11 protein-coding genes are annotated in these 17,835 nt (G+C 50.4%); all 11 read right to left on the bottom strand.

Going from position 1 to position 17,835, the window contains the following annotated elements; translation table 11 throughout:
- Positions 1 to 14 precede the first annotated feature (14 nt).
- The 11 genes from HMPREF9441_RS11020 to HMPREF9441_RS10965 all read right to left on the bottom strand — a co-directional run bounded on the left by HMPREF9441_RS11020 (position 15) and on the right by HMPREF9441_RS10965 (position 17,815).
- Positions 15 to 2,519 carry a transglycosylase domain-containing protein gene (locus HMPREF9441_RS11020; RefSeq protein ID WP_008621136.1) on the bottom strand — a complete coding sequence of 835 codons (2,505 nt, stop codon included), beginning with the start codon at positions 2,517 to 2,519 and terminating at the stop codon, positions 15 to 17.
- A gap of 56 nt (positions 2,520 to 2,575) precedes the next feature.
- A complete protein-coding gene (gene miaA, locus HMPREF9441_RS11015) occupies positions 2,576 to 3,481 on the bottom strand; it encodes a tRNA (adenosine(37)-N6)-dimethylallyltransferase MiaA (RefSeq protein WP_008621135.1) in 906 nt (301 codons plus the stop codon).
- A 3-nt stretch (positions 3,482 to 3,484) separates the two neighbouring features.
- Positions 3,485 to 4,033 (bottom strand): IS1096 element passenger TnpR family protein, encoded by a 549-nt coding sequence (locus HMPREF9441_RS11010; protein WP_008621134.1) that lies wholly within the window; start codon positions 4,031 to 4,033, stop codon positions 3,485 to 3,487.
- Between the two features lie 15 nt (positions 4,034 to 4,048).
- Entirely contained in the window at positions 4,049 to 4,822 is a 774-nt protein-coding gene (lpxA, locus tag HMPREF9441_RS11005; RefSeq protein WP_008621133.1) for an acyl-ACP--UDP-N-acetylglucosamine O-acyltransferase, read from the bottom strand.
- Positions 4,823 to 4,832: 10 nt separating this feature from the next.
- Complete coding sequence (locus tag HMPREF9441_RS11000; protein WP_008621132.1) at positions 4,833 to 6,218, bottom strand: bifunctional UDP-3-O-[3-hydroxymyristoyl] N-acetylglucosamine deacetylase/3-hydroxyacyl-ACP dehydratase; 1,386 nt, start codon at positions 6,216 to 6,218, stop codon at positions 4,833 to 4,835.
- Positions 6,219 to 6,224: 6 nt separating this feature from the next.
- Positions 6,225 to 7,274, bottom strand: coding sequence for a UDP-3-O-(3-hydroxymyristoyl)glucosamine N-acyltransferase (gene lpxD / locus HMPREF9441_RS10995; RefSeq protein WP_008621131.1), 1,050 nt, complete (start codon positions 7,272 to 7,274; stop codon positions 6,225 to 6,227).
- A 228-nt stretch (positions 7,275 to 7,502) separates the two neighbouring features.
- Complete coding sequence (gene pyrF, locus HMPREF9441_RS10990; RefSeq protein ID WP_008621130.1) at positions 7,503 to 8,324, bottom strand: orotidine-5'-phosphate decarboxylase; 822 nt, start codon at positions 8,322 to 8,324, stop codon at positions 7,503 to 7,505.
- A 14-nt stretch (positions 8,325 to 8,338) separates the two neighbouring features.
- Entirely contained in the window at positions 8,339 to 10,108 is a 1,770-nt protein-coding gene (locus HMPREF9441_RS10985; RefSeq protein WP_008621129.1) for a DUF4153 domain-containing protein, read from the bottom strand.
- A 12-nt stretch (positions 10,109 to 10,120) separates the two neighbouring features.
- Positions 10,121 to 11,233: a peptide chain release factor 1 gene (gene prfA, locus HMPREF9441_RS10980; protein WP_008621128.1), complete on the bottom strand. Its 1,113-nt coding sequence runs from the start codon at positions 11,231 to 11,233 to the stop codon at positions 10,121 to 10,123.
- 94 nt (positions 11,234 to 11,327) lie between these two features.
- On the bottom strand, positions 11,328 to 12,260 hold the full coding sequence (locus HMPREF9441_RS10975) for an Rpn family recombination-promoting nuclease/putative transposase (RefSeq protein ID WP_008621127.1): 933 nt from the start codon (positions 12,258 to 12,260) through the stop codon (positions 11,328 to 11,330).
- Positions 12,261 to 12,991: 731 nt separating this feature from the next.
- Complete coding sequence (locus tag HMPREF9441_RS10965) at positions 12,992 to 17,815, bottom strand: FG-GAP-like repeat-containing protein (protein ID WP_008621122.1); 4,824 nt, start codon at positions 17,813 to 17,815, stop codon at positions 12,992 to 12,994.
- Positions 17,816 to 17,835: the final 20 nt, after the last annotated feature.

Genomic DNA, 17,835 nt, shown 5'->3' with positions numbered 1-17,835 from the left:
TTGGGGCTATGGTGTCAAGGTGCCGTGTGTGAGGCTTGCGGATGGTTACCGCTTCCCTCGCTTGCCGTTGTTTCTGTTTTCGCCTCGGGCTGTTTTTCCGGTGAGGCGTTACCGCGTTGCAAAGAGTCTCCCGGAAGGGCTATACCCAATGAATCTGCGGATGCCGTAAGCGAATCCGGTTCTTGTGGCGCATAATAGCTTTCGCATGTGTATGTGGTGGGGTCGATGTCTTCGAGCGGTTTTTTCGGGAATTTGGCACGGTATTGGGCGAAGCGGTCGTCCAACAGGACTTTCTGGATGAAGTTGCCGAATATGGGTAAGGCCGTCCGGCTGCCTTGTCCTAAGGCTCCGGTGCGGAAGTGTATGCTCCGGTATTCTCCTCCGACCCATCCTCCGGCGACTAACTTGGGCGTTACGCCCACGAACCAGGCATCGGAATGGTTGTTGGATGTACCGGTTTTGCCTCCGAAGTCGGTGTATTTCAGTACAGGATGGATGTAGCTCCACAGGGCTGCCGTGGTTCCGCCCGGCTCAGTCAGGCCTCCTCGCAAAAGCCGCTGCATGAAGAATGCGGAACGGTATGGAATAGCCTGCTGCTCTTCCGGTTCTGCCGCATAGATGATATTGCCGTCGCGGTCGAGAATTTTAGTAATCAGGATGGGCGGATTCATCTTGCCGTCGTCAATGACCGTGCAGTAGCCGTTGACCAGTTCCAACAGATTGACATCGGAGGAACCTAAGCTCAGCGACGGAGTTTCGTGCAGCGGCGATTCGATCCCCATGGCATGTGCGGTCTGTGCCACGTTGTGGATGCCCAGTTCATAGCCTAACTTGACTGCCACACTATTGATACTCTGTGCGAAAGCTGATTTCAAAGGCATTTCGGCTCCCGAGAAGGTGCCGTTGGCATTATGGGGAGTCCATTTGGTAGGTTTGCCGTCTACGGTGTCCGGGTACTGTTGCCATTCGTCGATACGGGTGTCGCAGGGGGTCAGTCCTTGGTTCATCGCTTCTGCATAGACAAAGAGTTTGAAGGTTGAACCGGGTTGGCGCATGGCGGTGACTTTGTCGTATTTCCACGAGCCGAAGTCTATGTCGCCCACCCATGCCTTGACATGGCGGCTGTCCGGTTCTATGGCTACGAAACCGCAATGCAGGAATTTGACCATATAACGGATGGAGTCCATGGTGCTCATCTCTTCTTCTTTCAGACCGTCGTAACTGAACACCTTGACCTTGTGGGGCAGATTCAGATAGTAAGTGATGGAGTCCGGCTGGTCGGGGAAACGGGTTTCGAGATATTTGTATGCTGTCGTTTTTTTAGCTAAGTCCTCGATAAAGTTCGGAATTTCCTGGTGTCTTTCGTCTTGCCACGGGTTTGTGTTGCCCCAATGTTGCTTGAAACGTTGCTGGAGGATTTCCATTTGTTGGATGGCAGCCTCTTCCGCATATTTTTGCATACGGGTATCCAGCGTGGTGTATATCTTCAGCCCGTCGGCATAGAGGTCCGGTTTGTTTTCTTCGTCTACTCCGGCTATCGCTCCTTTCTCGCACAGCATGTCGATGTACTCCGGCAAGACAGCACGGAAGTAGGGGGCGATACCGTCGTAGCTGCTTTCTTCCTTTCGTGGATTTACAATCATGGGAAGTGCCATGAGAGAATCGAGTTGTGCACGAGTGGCCTTGTGACCGTGAATGACCAGATGACCGTGGTCGTATAGGTTCGTTAGCACCACGTTGCGCCGTTTGGTACTGTTCTTGGGATTGAGCTTCGGGTTGTAGCTGGATGTCGCTTTCAGCAAGCCTACCAATGTGGCAGCTTGTTCGTAGGTCAACTGGTCGGGAGTCGTGTTGAAGTAGGTGCGGCATGCTGTCTTGATGCCGAATGAATTACTGCCGAAGTCCACGGTGTTGAAATACATGGTGAGTATTTCTTCTTTACTGAATATCATTTCCAACTTAACGGCTACAATCCATTCTTTGGCTTTCATGACCAGGATTTTCACCCCAGGAATTTTGCCGAGCAGTCCGGTAGAGTATTGTGTACGCACTCGGAACAGGTTTTTGGCCAGTTGTTGGGTGATGGTACTGGCACCACGGGCACGTCCGCTTGCGATGTCTTTTATCGCTGCAAAAAGTCCTTGAAAATCTATGCCATGGTGGCGGTAAAAACGTTCGTCTTCAGTATCGATGAGGGTCTGGATGATAATGGGAGAGATATCCTCGTACTCGACCGGCGTACGGTTTTCGCTGAAAAAACGACCGATAAGTACACTGTCGGCACTGTATATCTCGGAAGCTTCGCTGGTGACCGGATGTTCAATGTCCTTGAATCCGGGTGATTTCCCGAACAGATAGAGAAAGTTGAGGTCAACGGCAATAAGAAGTAAAATAACCGATAGGACGCAAGTGATAATCCATACTACGGTTTTCTTGTACCAAGGGCCTCGATAGAGGTTGGTGAATCCCCTTCCGGCCTTTTTCAACCAATGGCTTGTCTTTTGAAGAATGCGACTCATGTGATTTGACTTATGTAGGTTGAATGATGTTTAATAGGAGCAAATTTAGAAAAAGTTTATGGCATAATCTCTTTTTCTATGAGTTTTTTTATAGCTTCCGTTTCATCCGGATGAAACCAATGAATGCTTTCGTCGCGGCGAAACCATGTCATTTGCTTACGTGAATAAATACGGGTGTTTTGTTTGATTTTCTCCACAGCCGTTTCCAAAGTCCAGGAACCGTCTATGTATTTGAATATTTCCTTATATCCTACGGTATTGAGGGCATTGGTATGCCTGTAGGCGATGACTTTTCGTGCCTCTTCCACCAGTCCGTCTGTTATCATTTGGTTCACGCGCTGGTTGATACGCTCGTATAGTTCTTCCCGTTCCCGTCTTAATCCGATTTTAAGGATGTCAAACGGACGTGCCTTGGGTTGGCTGGTGCGGAAGCTTGAATAAGGTTTTCCCGTCATGTAGCATATCTCCAATGCGTGGATGACGCGTTTGGGATTTTTGTGGTCTACGAGGTTGTAGTATTCCGGGTCGAGCAGTTTCAGTTCTTTGCAAAGCTGTTCCAGTCCCACTTCTTCGTATCTTTCCAACATAAGGCGGCGGGTTTCTTCGTCTACGGCAGGAATGTCGTCGATACCCTTGCAAACCGCGTCGATGTACATCATGCTTCCGCCCGTCAGTAAGGCGTATGGATGTTGGGAGTGGAGGTCGTCCAATAAACGAAGTACGTCTGTTTCGTATTGTGCTGCACTGTAATAGTCCGTTAGCCCAAGTGTGCCGACGAAATAATGTCTGACACGCTGTTGTTGAGCTTCGGTGGGTGCAGCGGTTCCGATAGGCAGGTCACGGAATAGTTGCCGTGAATCCGCGTTGATAATAGGAGTATGAAGAAACTCAGCCAACGAAAGGCTGAGCTCTGTTTTTCCCACTCCCGTAGGTCCTATCAATACGACAAGTCGGGGCTTCATGAATCAATGATAAGGGTTGCCTTCGCTGATTTCGAATCCTTCCGGGTCGAATTCTTCCGTGTCGAAGCTCTCGCTTCCGTAGAAATCTTCGTTTAAATCTTCCGAGGGTTTGGTGGTCTCCTTATTCAGAAACTCTTCCAAATCCATGGATTGTTGCGGAGCTTCGCCATGGCTTCGGCTGCATACCGGCTGTTCCTGCGTCTTTCCGAAACTGATTTCAGTCAGTTCAATGAAAAACATGCGGTTGTCCAATGGGTCGAAAACATAGACCATGCGTTGTTTTTCGTCTTCCAACAGTTCGTTGAGCCGTGTCTTTTTCATCAAATACAAGTCTTCGTCCGATCGGCTTGTGCCCATGTCTTCCAACAGAATCTCCTGTTCTTGTTCCCACTCTTGGTTACAGATGAAAAAAGAAGTAGGCACATTGTCTGCATAGTGGCACGAAGACAATATGGCCTGATGCAGGTCGTAAAAGGTGGCCTCGGCATCTATTTTGATTTCTCTGATAAAATCTTCTACTTCATTAGAGATAATGGTAAAACGGTATACCATGGCTTTTTATGATATTTAGTGGACAAATCCTCTTTTGGAGTTTTCAATGAACTCGATGATATAGTTTATTTCCGGACTGGCAGGCACTTCTTCCCGTACTTTCTGTAAGGCTTCGTTCAAAGGTACGCCTCCCTGGTAAATAATACGGTAAGCATTATGTATGTTTTCTATCAGTTCGTTGCTGAAGCCTCTCCGTCGTAATCCGACAAGATTCAGACCGCAATAGGCAACCGGCTCGCGTGCACATATAGTATAAGGTGGAATGTCTTGGCTGAAACGTGTCCCTCCGCCTACCATCGTATATCCCCCTACGCGACAGAATTGGTGCATCAGAACGTTGGCACTGATGATGGCGTGGTCGTCGATGATGATTTCACCGGCCAATTTGGTACCGTTGCCGATGATACAATCGTTTCCAACAAAAGCATCATGGGCTACATGTACGCTTTCCATCAGCAAATTACCACTGCCTACGCAGGTTTTGCCTTTTGCCGCCGTACCACGGTTGATTGTTACGTTCTCACGGATTTTGTTGTTATCGCCGACTTCGGCTGTGGTGTCTTCTCCCCGGAATTTCAAATCTTGAGGCACGGCACTGATAACAGCCCCCGGAAAAATGACATTGCCGTTGCCGATACGTGCTCCGTATAGTACGCTTACACTGTTCATCAACACGTTATTGTCGCCTATTTCCACGTTTTTGTCAATGAAACAAAACGGGCCGATTTCGCAGTTCTCACCGATTTTAGCTTCCGGATCTATGAAAGCCAAAGGACTTATTTTGCTCATAAATTCTATCTTACTTGTTTTTTACGATTTGTGCAGTAAATGTGGCTTCGGTCACGATGCTTTCTCCCACAAACACATAACCGCGCATGGACGAGATGCCATGACGTACCGGTGCTAACAGTTCTACTTTGAAAAGGAGGGTATCTCCCGGAACCACTTTTTGGCGGAATTTCACTTGGTCTATGCGTAAGAAGTAGGTGCTCCAACGTTCCGGTTCATCTACGGAATTCAACACTAAAAGACCGCCTGCTTGAGCCATGGCTTCGATTTGCAGCACACCGGGCATGACCGGTTCCTGTGGGAAATGTCCGGTAAAAAACGGTTCGTTACTTGTTACGTTTTTAACGGCTACGATGGTCGTAGGCCCGAGTTCTATGACCTTATCCACAAGTTGCATGGGATAACGGTGGGGGAGAAGCTCGCGGATACGATTGACATCCATTACCGGCGGTTCGTTACAGTCGTAGCCTGGAGCCTGTATTTCGTGTGCCCGAATTTCTTTGCGGATCAGGCGGGCAAACTTATTATTGATAGTATGTCCGGGACGGGTAGCGATGATACGCCCTTTGATGGGCTTGCCGATCAGTGCCATGTCGCCGATAATATCGAGCAGTTTGTGGCGTGCCGGTTCATTTTCCCATACCAGAGGTTTATGGTTCAAATATCCTTTTTCTGTGGCATCGTGATGGGGAACTCCGATACTGTCGGCCAATTTGTCCAACTTTTCTTGAGACATCTCATTCTCATAAATCACGATAGCGTTGTCCAAGTCTCCGCCTTTGATAAGACCGGCGGCCATCAGTTGTTCTACTTCACGAACAAAAACGAAAGTACGGCTCGGGGCGATTTCAGATTCGAAATTCTCCATGTTGTCCAAAGTGGCAAATTGGCTGGAAAGAACTTTGGAATTGAATGAAATCATCGCCGTGATGCTGAACTGCTCATCCGGTAGGATTGTAATGCAAGAACCGGTTTCCTCATCTTTGACTTCCAACTTTTTACGGATGATATAATAGTCTTTGACTGCGTTCTGTTCGGCTATGCCTACACGTTTGATGTTCTCCACGTAAATTTCCGCGCTTCCGTCCAGAATAGGAACTTCAGGGCCGTTGACTTGCAAAAGGCAGTTGTCCACTCCCATGGCGTATAAAGCAGCTAAGGCATGTTCTACTGTACTGCAACGGGCTTCTCCTCGTCCCAAGACGGTGCCGCGTGTGGTTTCTACCACATTTTCGGCTACGGCGTCAATAATGGGACGCCCGTCCAGGTCGATTCGTTGTATTTTATATCCGTGGTTTTCGGGAGCAGGATTGAATGTAACGGTCAGATTCAGACCTGTATGCAATCCTTTGCCGCACAAAGAAAAACTTCCTTGCAATGTTTTCTGTTTCAGCATAGCTCTTTATTTCTTCTTATTCAGTATTTCTTTTAAATCTTCTATTTCTTTTTTCAAATGGTTCACATCCGCATATATCTCAGGTAGTTTTTTGTACACTACACTTGAACGTGCAAAATTTTTAGCTTCGATGGCAGGAGAACCTTGTACGGTAATGTGCCCCTTGCGTATGCTTCCGGCAATACCGGCTTGAGCACCGGACCTGACTTCATCACCGATGACCGCATGTCCTGCAATACCCACTTGCCCGCCGAACATACACCATTTCCCGATTTTAGTAGAACCGGCTACGCCTACCTGAGCGGACATCACCGTGTTTTCCCCGACTTCTACGTTATGGGCAATTTGGACCAGATTATCCAACTTGACTCCTCGGCGTACGAACGTAGATCCCATCGTAGAACGATCCACACAAGTATTGGCACCGATTTCCACGTCGTCTTCTATGGTTACGATACCGATTTGCGGAATTTTGTCATAGCCGTTCTCGGTCGGTGCAAAACCGAAGCCGTCCGCACCGATTACGCAGCCTGCATGCAAAATGACCCGATTGCCGATTTTACAATCGTGATATACCGAAACATTGGAATACAGTACACAGTCTTCGCCAACCGAAGCATTATCGTACACGGTGGTATGGGGATATATTTGTGTACCTTTACCGATATGCACGTTTTCACCGATATAAGCAAAAGGGGCGATGTAACAGTCTTCGTCGATTTGAGCCGTAGGTGCGATATATGCCAATGAATCAATGCCTTTTTTCTTGGGCTTGCTCATCTCATACAAAGCCAATAATTTGGCTACGGCCTCGTAGGCATTGTCCACACGAATCAGCGTGGCTTGGGTTTCTTTTTCTAATTCAAGATTCCGGTCCACTAATACAATACTGGACTGTGTGTCATAGAGATAATGAGTGTATTTAGGATTGGACAGAAACGATATAGCTCCTGGTACACCTTCCTCTATTTTGGCAAAAGTATGTACCGATGCGTTTTCATTTCCCTCAACTGAACCCTGTATGAATTCTGCTATCTGCTTAGCGGTAAATTCCATGGTCTTTAGTTATTGTCATTACTAATTTTGCAAATTTCGCAAAAAAAATCGAATTACACTATATTTTGAGATAATAAAATAAACGGCAAGCCTGATTTAAGCTACCTTTTCCCGTAGCCAAGACGTGTAGGAAAGGGTGTGTAAATATGGATGGAGACTTATAAAAGTCAGCCGTCCGGATTTGGATTCCCAGACGGCTGTCAAATATAAAACATGGTTGCTCAGTGCTTATAGCTTTTTTAATTGCACTGCCATTTGTTGTTGCACTTCACGTGCCTTTTCACCGGCTACGACAGCGAAGCTTTCTGTGGAATCGGCATAAATGATGGCCCGGCTGCTGTTGACTATCAAGCCGCAAGTGCTGTTCATGCCATATTGGCAGACTTCTTCCAATGAGCCTCCTTGTGCACCGATGCCCGGTACGAGCAGGAAGTGGTTGGGGACGATTTTGCGGATGTCTTCAAACATGTGTCCTTGGGTGGCACCCACTACATACATCATGTTCTGGTCGTTGCCCCATTCCTGACTTTTCCGCAGGACCTTTTCAAACAGACGTTCGCCCTCTGTGTCGGTGGTCAACTGGAAGTCATGCGAGCCTTTGTTACTGGTCAGAGCCAGAAGGATGACCCATTTGTTTTCATAACCTAAGAACGGGGTTACGCTGTCTTCGCCCATATAGGGAGCTACTGTCAGGGCATCGAGTTGCATTTCCTCGAAGAAAGTACGGGCGTACATCGCCGAGGTATTACCGATATCTCCCCGTTTGGCATCCGCGATGATGAACTGGTCGGGGTAGTTCTTGTTCAGGTATTGGATCGTCTTTTCAAATGCGAGCCAGCCTTTTACGCCCATGCTTTCATAAAATGCCAGATTCGGCTTGTAAGCGATACAATAAGGTGCGGTAGCGTCGATGATGGCTTTGTTGAAGGCGAAAACGGGGTCTTCTTCCTTTAGCAGGTGCGAGGGGATTTTCTGAATGTCAGTGTCCAATCCCACACACAGGAAAGATTCTTTCCGTTTGATGTTCTCAAAAAGCTCTTGTTTGTTCATGTCGTATATGTTTTTTAGTTCGTTTTCTTTTGAATAAAATAATAACCGGAATAAGTAAAGTTCAGGTTCTTGTCTCCTGCATATCCGGATAGGGAGAAGTCGGTGAGGATAAAAAGATTGTCTTTTTGCCTGCCGATGAACTTTTGTGGAGGAATCGTATCCATGGCACTCCATTTCCGGATGTCGGACGGCTGGACGTATATCGTGTCTATCACTTGATGCCCGTTGGTAAGTTCTATGGGCATGACTTCTTCTTTCCAATATTTGCAAGGGATGGAGTCTTCGCTCTTATGATATGCGACCAGTTCCGAATATCCGGTGTTTAATTCCATTTTGACAGAAGATGGCGATGACGCCTCAAAATGGAGGTATGTCCCTTTTGCAATGATTTCCGTACCATTTTTCTTTTGACTGAAATGCACTTCGGAGTTTTCTTTAATACATTTCTCCGCTCCCCAATAATTGATGTCGGGAGCGACAAGACGATGAATTTCTTTGTCTTTGAAAGTATAATCCAGTATTTTGAGACGGCTGTTAGTAAGCCGCGCTGTTTCCCGCGGAAGCGATGCCAGCCAGTCCAGATATTGCTCTTCGTCCATGGGGAGTCCCCCTTTATATGATGTTTGGATTTGGATTGATAAGGCTTGGAACATGTAACGGTGGGTGAGTCGGGCATAATTTACCGGAAGTACGGATGTGAGCAGAAAGATGCCGGCAAACGACACGGCAATCCATTGAATGCGCCGTGCCCGTAGAACGAATAAGCCGATACAGACTATGTAAAACCAGATGTTCAGAGTCAGAAGGTACAGGCGGTTGAGCGTGATGCCGTAATCGTTGAATCGTCTGGCAATGCCGATAGTCATCAGTACTAACAGGGGCAGGATGGCGATGGGCAACCCACGCGCCACACGTTGCTCGAAACGTGAAAGTCCTTGGCGGAGAGAAGGGTACATACAGAATTCTACTCCGATGCAACCCGCAGTCAGTGCGATGACTAACCAGGAAACCCATCCGTCCGGCAATTGCCATTGGACGAGAATCTTCAATGCGTAGACATAAAGTACCAATAAGTAACATCCCAATAACGGAAGGAACAGATAGCGGATCACTTTGCTGAGGAATGCAGAAGTATGACCGGTACGGTCGTGTTTGGCTTCTCCGGCCGGGATTTGCCCTAAAAACAGCAATGAGGGTAAGGTCAGGCAAAACACAATGAGCCATGTGGTATAGAAGTTACCATTTACTTCCAGGCCGAATAAACCGGAGAAGGATGCTGTCAGCAGGCAGAGGCCGCCGCACATGATACCGCCGATTATCCATGAGGTAACGGCATGAGATACCAGTTGCAGGGTGAAATTCCATGAGGCGATATCGTCTTTTTCACGGAAAAAAGGAAGTGTGAAGATACTTAACCCCAAAGCCGTCAGGGCGGAACCGTGGGCAAGCCCTGTTTCCAAGAAAGGAAAGTCTTCCGGCAATAGGTACAAGTATCCGGCGTCCGCTAATAGGAGCAAATGGAGTAGCGCGTTGGCGATGTATACGATACGTTTACGTTTCACTTCCTCTCCCCATAAGCGAAGGGAGAGAGAGAGCAAACTTCCTACAGTCAGATAATAATTAATGGTGAAAGTCTGACGTTCCGTGAACAATTCGTCTTTCCCCCAGCATACTACTAATAAGAAAACAGCGAGCGATACTGTAAAGCCAACCGTGACCGGAAAACGTTTCAAGCATTGCTCGACGCTTTTTATGATAATCTGCCGGGTGAAAAACTTTTTCATGTTCTTTACCGTTTAGAGTTCGCTTTCTTTCATCCGTTCGGCATTTTCCGCCACGGTCAGTTGGTCGATGCAGTCTTGTATGTTGCCGTCCATGAACGAAGGCAGGTTCTGCATGTTATAGCCGATGCGGTGGTCGGTGATACGGCTTTGCGGATAGTTGTACGTACGGATTTTGGCCGAACGGTCACCGGTGGACACCATTGTCTTCCTGCGGTTGGCAATGTCGTCGATATATTTCTGGTGTTCTTTGTCGTAGATGAACGTGCGCAGGCGTGCCAAAGCTCTTTCCTTGTTCTTGGGTTGGTCACGCGTTTCAGTACATTCTATCAGGATTTCCTCGGTCTCTCCCGTATTGGGGTTTTTCCACAGATAACGTGCACGTACGCCGGATTCCACCTTGTTCACGTTCTGTCCGCCTGCGCCGCTGGAGCGGAAAGTGTCCCATTTGATTTCGCCTTCGTTGATTTCCACGTCGAATTCTTGGGCTTCGGGCAGTACGGCCACCGTTGCGGCCGAGGTATGTACGCGGCCTTGTGTTTCCGTAGCCGGTACGCGTTGTACGCGATGTACGCCCGATTCGTATTTCAGCGTGCCGTATACCTTTTCTCCCGTTACGCTGAAGATGATTTCTTTAAAGCCGCCCGCAGCTCCTTCCGTAAAACTGGAGATAGCTATCTTCCAGCCTTTCATTTCGCAATATTTGGTGTACATGCGGAACAAGTCGCCTGCGAACAGTGCGGCTTCGTCTCCTCCCGTTCCTCCCCGTATTTCCATAATGACGTTTTTGTCGTCTTCCGGGTCGGCTGGGACGAGGAGCAACTTGATGCGTTCCTCCATTTCGGGGATATGTTTTTCAGTGGCCGCCATTTCTTCGCGCGCCATCTCCTTCATTTCCGGGTCGTCTTCGGTGGCCAACATCTCCTTGGCGTCTTGCAACGTTTGCAGGCTGTCCATATATTCTTTGCGGGCTTTCATGATATCACCCAAGTCCTTATATTCTTTAGTCAGCTTTACGTAGCGTTTTTGGTCGCTGATTACATTCGGGTCGGTAATCAAAGTGCCCACCTCCTCGTAGCGGCTTACCAGCCCCTCCAATTTGTCTAATATAGAATTGTTTTCTGCCATAATATCAAGTTTCCGGCTGCAAAGATACGGAGAAAAAATGAAAGGACGTAAAAGGCCGCGACAATATAATAGGAGAACGAAGCCGAAAAGGATTTTATAACGAATTGATTTCTTCCGTGCTCAAGCCGGTGATGTCGGCAATATCGTCGATGGGATATCCTTTGGTTTTCATGCGTCGTGCATTCTTAAGGCGTTCATTCATTTCCCCTTCGTTTTTACCTTGTTCGATGCCTTTGGCCATTCCTTGTTCAATTCCTTCTGCTATTCCTTTAGCCATTCCTTCTGCTCTTCCTTGCCGCATCCCCAGTTCCAATCCTTCTTGCTTGGCGAAGTCGAGCACGGCAAGGTGGTCGCGGTACACCTTGATGCTTTCGTCATATTTCATGCGATCCTCTTTGCTGAGCGAAGCGATGTCTACGATTTGTTCCAGTTTTTCAAACACCGATTTACGGGCTTTGAATGGGAGTCTTTGAAATGTTTCCATATTTTTCAGTACATAAATCCAACGTTCAAAATCAGTTTGGCATTCATCTTCTTCCTTGGTGAAGCAGGGGAGCTGCAGGAAAATGAAACGGAGCTTGTCGGAGAACACTTCGTTCGTATCCCGGTCGGACAAGACGATGTCCGTGCGGAATTTGCCGGGCGAGTGGGACAGGTGGAAATTCATGAAGAAGATGCCATACACGGCTTTCAGGTTGAATTTCCATTCGGCACCCCGTTCCCCTTGCCGGGCGATGGCCTGCGAGAGGTAGTACAAAGCCCGTTCGCGGAAAAAGGTCTGTTCACGGTTTTGCATTTCCACGATGAACTGTTCACCGTCTTCATTCGTACAATATATGTCATAAATGACGCCCCGGTCGCCGGAAAAGTCCGGCAACAGCTCTTTGTCCAAGAATGTGATGTCCGTTATCCGCTTTTCTCCTACTAACAAGTCGTTCAGGAAGTCTATCAACAATTCTTTGTGGATGGCTTGCCCGAAGATGCGCTTAAAACCGACATCGGTAAAGGGATTGATGAATCTTGCCATATTTCTCGCTTTTGACAGTAATCAAGGCAAAGTTACAAAAAAGAATTGAAAACCAAGGGGATGTTTCTCTTTTTGTGAAGGTGTGGAAGGGAATGTGCCACTTTGTCAATTTGACAATTCCGGATGTGCATGGCTGCGTTTTTTGTCCGTGTCGTGGCGGTAGGGGAGAAATGCGGGATTCTCGCGAAGTCCACGTCGGACAAAATGTAATGTGGAGAAGCTTTCCGGCTTTCTTCCTGTCGGACAAACGGCGTTTTCCGCGCATGGCTTTTGGGACGGAGTAAGCGTGAGGAGGGTGGAAGTGTACGGAATGACAGCCGGATTTTGTCCGTCGGGAGTGTCCAAATAGATTTTCCGGTGCGGTTTTCAGGTGTTCGGATGGAGGATTTCAGTTCGTTTCCGGGACGTTTTGCGGAGAAAGTCGGCACGACATGCGGAGAAAAAAAGTGTTTCTTCTTGAGATTGAAAAATTATTCTCTTGAAGGTGAAGCCCCGATAAGGGTATTTTGTCGTTAAAATCCCTATAAAACTTTAATTTGTATTAACGAAAACGGCTCCCGTTTGTGCTTTTCTTCAAAAATAGCCTTGCGAAAAACAAGAAAAAACTGACTTTATGGTAGCTTTTGGACATGGAATGAGGCTTTTTGTCAACGCCTTGGGTCGGAGGATAAAAAACGAGAGGGGGCAAACGCCCGCAGACCGGACTGCCCCCTCTCTTCCGAAACATGGGTTTATCGTAACATCAGTTTTTGTGTCTTGCGTCCGGCTTGCAGGATGTAGACGCCCCGGAGGCCGGAAGTGGAAATTTGCGTGTCGCCCGAGGCTTCGCTCTGGTGGAGCAACGTGCCTTGCAGGTTGTAAAGGCGCAAGGTCGTGGCGGAGCGTATGCCTTCGATGCGGATGATGCCGCCAGTCGCGTAGATGCGTACCTCTTCTGCCTCCACCGGAGTGATGTCGGTGTAGGGGGCTACGGTGAGGGTTACGGTCTCGCGGATGCCGGAACCGTCTGTGGCTGCGGCTTCCACCGTCACTTGGCCGCCCGTGGCATTGTCTTTCAGGCTTACGGTGCCGTCTTGTGCGACGGTGGCCAACGTTTCACCCTCCACGATGTTCCATTGTACGCGTTTGAGCGTGGTGCTCATCGGCAATACGACCGCTTGCAGGTGCAGTTGCGGTTGTTCTTGGTCTAATTTCAATTCAGCCTCTTGCGAAGTGATGACCACGCTCTGGCCCATGGTGACGTCAAAGGCGTCGGCAGAGCAAACCACGTTGGACCGGTTGCGGGCATCATCCGCCGAAGCCCGTTTCTGTGGCACGTCGAAGCGTACGGCCAAGGCGTAATATGTGGCTTCGTCCGAAGTCCGCGCGTGGGTGTAGCTCAGGGTATGGCCGGACACGGCGGCCAGTTCGGTGAGTCGGTCGGGCGACGGGCCGCTCAATATCACGTATTGCATCACGTCGCGTCCTTCGTATGGGGTCCAGCTCAGGTTGATGTCGTGCCCCATGGAGCGGTTCACCATCAGGTGGGCGTTGGCATGCACCGCGCTGCTCCGGCTCTCGCTGCCGTAGTTCGTGGCCATCGTGATAAAGTAACGCTGCGAGAGCAAGGCCGGAGTAGAGGTCTCGTCCACATAGCTTCCCTCCGTCAGCGGGACTTCGCCCAACAGTTCGTAACGGTCGCTCACGGCCGTCTCGCGGTAGATGCGTACCGTCCCCGGTTGCAGGGGCGCAGGCAGTTCCGTGGGGATGCTCCAACTGATACGGTTGCATCCGGTAGCCTCGTCGGTGCCTATTTGTCCGATGGCGGGCACAAAGCCGCTGCCTGTCACTTCCACCCGGGTGTTCTGGTATATTTCGCCGAACACGTCATCGGCCGCTTTCACGTTCAGGTCGTAGGAACCGTCCCTTTCCGGGAAGATGAACGTGGCTTCGGCCTGTCCCTCTTCGTGGATGAATGCTACGCCTTCGTCGCGCAGGATTTCAAAGGCGACCTCGGACGAGAGCAGGTGTTCCGGCAGGGTGGCCTGTACGGGAGTGCCGGCCAGGACTTGCTGTGGCAGGTCGATGGCCATGCCCGGCAGGTCGAGGATTTCGATTTGCGCGCGGCTCACGATGTCGTCCACGGTCAGGGTGACGGTCTTCAGTCCGGATGTGCTCCATTTGATGGTGTTCCCGTCTATCACGCCTCCGTCGGTGTCGATTTGCGGACTGCCCAAGATGGTGGTCTCGAACGGGACGGGCCAGCTCACGCGTCCTTTGCCCGGTAGGCTCAGGAGCGATACGGCCTGCGCCGTGTACTCGTAGACGGGCGAGAAGTCCGAGTGGGCGTTCCACGCGTCCACCGCCTGCACTTGTATTTCATACGTCTGTCCGGCTTCCAGGGCCGTGGTGGGGATGGTGAAGCGCGTGGCCGTGCGGTAATGCACATAGCCCGGTTCGCCCGTCTGTGCCTTGTTGTCGGTCAGGTTCAGGGGTGAGATAACATAAGCCCCTTCGCCCGATGCGCCTTTCTTCTTCACGCTCAGGTTGTAGCGCAGGCTGTGCGAGGGTGTTTCCTTGTCCGTAGCCCCGTCCCAATATATCGTCAGTCCGTCCGTCGTTTGGCTGGCGTAGACGTTTTGCGGCACGGTGGGCGCGGTGTTCTTGAACGAGGAACGGATGCGGAGGTTGGCATCGTAGTCGGGCGTGCCGTCGCCGTCCACGTCAAGATAAGAGGCGGCAGGCGATGCCGAACTGATATTGCCGGGGATGAGTTTGAGTAACAAATCAGAGTTTTCGATATTCTCCATGTAGGCCAGCTTCCCGTCTTTGTCTTGGAAGATGAGGCTGTCACGGGTTGCAACCGACACATATTCGGGCAGGCCGTCGTGGTTCAGGTCCACGGATGGTTCCCCCGGCAGGGTGATGCGTTCCGTAAAATTAAGTTCCGCATCACAGAGGTAGGCATAATATATGTTTTTGCGATAATCAGTATAAATCAGGTCGGGACGCCCGTCCCCGTTCACGTCGGCGATGCCGACAAGTGTTAACGAACTGTTTTGTGCGGGCAGCTCGCGTGCCTCGAACTTCCATCCGCCTTGGTTCAGGTAGAGCCGTTGGCGATAGATGGGTGTGCCCCGGTCCCAACGGTATGCAGCCACGATGTCCAGATAACCGTCGCGGTTGAAGTCGGCCACGGCGACAGGCTCGATATATTCCTCTCCTTCGAACAACCGTTTCTCTTCCCACGTGCCGTTTGCGGTGTTCTTGTACATCAGGGTTCCGCTCGCAAAATCCACCCGTCCGTCGTTGTCCATATCGCCGATGGGCGTAAGGTAATCGTGTTCTCCTATCGGATTGCTGGGCGTGTTGAGGCAAATCTCCCCTTCGTATGCGTGGAAATCCATGTTGCCGTCGTTCAGCAGGAATCTTTTTTGTTGGTTGTTCACTTTCAGGTAGTTGCCGTAGATGTCGGGCAGGCCGTCCCGGTTGAAGTCGACCACGTAGCCGCCGTGGCTGATGTTCAAGTCGGTGTTAAACGACTTCATCAGTTCCTTAAATGTGCCTTGCGTGTTGGTGTAGAACCTTTGGGTGAATCCTTCCGCCCATCCGTCTTGGTTGAGGTCGAACACGCTGCCGCTGTAGCCGTCTTCGCCGGTTTCCGTATGGAACGGGAGTACCCGTACACCCTGCGTGAACGTGTGCCCGTCGAGCGAGAGGGTGACGGTTTTCTGTCCGTAACTTTCGAACACGATGTCGGCCGACCCGTCTGTGTTTTGGCAGACGATGCGTCCATCGGGTTGCAGGTTATATTGGTAGTTCGCGCCTTCACGGGCGTAAATCGGCACGATATGCAAGGTGTCCGCCGTACTCAGTTCGTTGACCGAAGCCGTGAAGGCCGGGCTGACCAGATGATTCTTGAACGAGGTCTCTTCGCTCCACGCGCTGCCGATGCCGTTCGGGGCGATGGCCTGCACGGCGATGTGGTAAGTCCCTTCCGGCCATGTCCCGGCATTGAGCATCATGTAGGTGGCAGTGCCGGCGTTGCCGTCCGAGAAAGAGCGGCGGCTGCCGTCGGCATTGGATTGCGCTTGCAGGATGTCGCCGCGTCCCGGTGCTGTGCCCACCCGCACTTCATACGTAAGGCCCGGTTCTTGCGAAGGGGCTTTCCATTCCACCCGAAGTAAGCCTGTGGCCGCATCCACGGCGTAAGTCGGGGCTTCCGGGGTGCCCGCCGTGGCGGGTTTTGCGTTTTCCGGCGTGCAGAGGTAATGCTCTATCGTGTTAGGGGTAACGAGGAAATCGAGTTTCCCATCGCCGTTCAAGTCGGCGACGAACGGATTCTCCGGATTGGATAGCATGTAGCCTTCCGGAAGGAGCATGGTCTCGTTCAGGTTGAAGTTCGCGTCCCATTGGAATAAGTAGAAGTCATATTGTTGGTACCCTTGGGAGTTTATGAACGTTTTCACCGCCGTCAGTCCCGGTTTTCCGTCGAGATATACCACCTCGTGAAAGGTGTATTCTCCCTCCATTCCTTGTTCCGACTTTTTGAATGTGCCGTCGCCTTGGTTGCGCAGGAAGATGATGAAGGCGTAGGTGGTCTGTTTGGTCTTGTCGATGGTGAGTAGAAGGTCTTGGTGGCCGTCGCCGTCCAAGTCGCAAACCTGCACATCCGTGAGGTTGGAGTTGTTGGTGAGGCGTTCCGTTTCATACCCTGTGGGTGTACTGCGCATCAGGTTCACGTCGCCCGTGTTTGCATCGAAGAGCACGTAATCCGTCAGGCCATCGCCGTTCACTTCGCAGGCCGTGACCGACGTGCCCATGGAAGCTGTGTAGTAACGTCCGTCCGGCAGTGAGATGAATCCCGTGCCGTTGGGTGAGAAGAGGTCGGGGTAGCCGTCGGAGTTCAAATCCAAAGCTTGCATGTGGTCGCTTTCTTGGGCGTATGACGTGCCGCGTTCGGGAATCCACGCGCCGCTGAATATGGTGTTGTCCACGCGGAACATGCCGCTTCCTCCGCTACTGTAGTCCATGCCTTCCAACTCGGCGGCGTCCGTGACGAGGGGGAGAGGTTTTTCTTGGAGTCCGTCCACCGTCTGCAACAAGACATACGGGGCGTAAAGGGTAGGCCAACTTTGTATCAGTTTAAAGAATACCAAGTCCGTGCGTCCGTCCCGGTTGAGGTCTGCTTGGGTGGGTTGGTCGCCTAAGAATGGGCTGCTTGTGGCTTTGTAGCTTCCGTCGGGTTGGCTCAGGTACATCTTCGTGTCGTTGCCGTTGGAAGCGATGAAGTCCGGTTTGCCATCTCCGTTCAGTTCGAGGATATTCTTGATGGTGAGCACATCATTTGCCACGCGCTCTACCACCGTGCCGTCCAAGGCAAACCATGCAGTGAAGCGTTCCTTGTTGTTTTCTGTGCCGAGATATTCCATCTTTCCGTCCCCGTTCACATCATAATACATGCTCTTCAGGGTAGGCGGGGTTCTATCCAGAGGCGTAAGTTCTTGTCCCGCGATGGGGCGTATGCCTGTAAATGCCAGGCATGTGGCAAGGGTGAATAAAGTAGTTGTTCTCATAATGGTTGGTTTTTATGTTT

Source organism: Paraprevotella clara YIT 11840 (genome assembly GCF_000233955.1).
GTDB lineage: Bacteria > Bacteroidota > Bacteroidia > Bacteroidales > Bacteroidaceae > Paraprevotella > Paraprevotella clara.
This window is presented reverse-complemented; position numbering and strand designations above follow the sequence as displayed.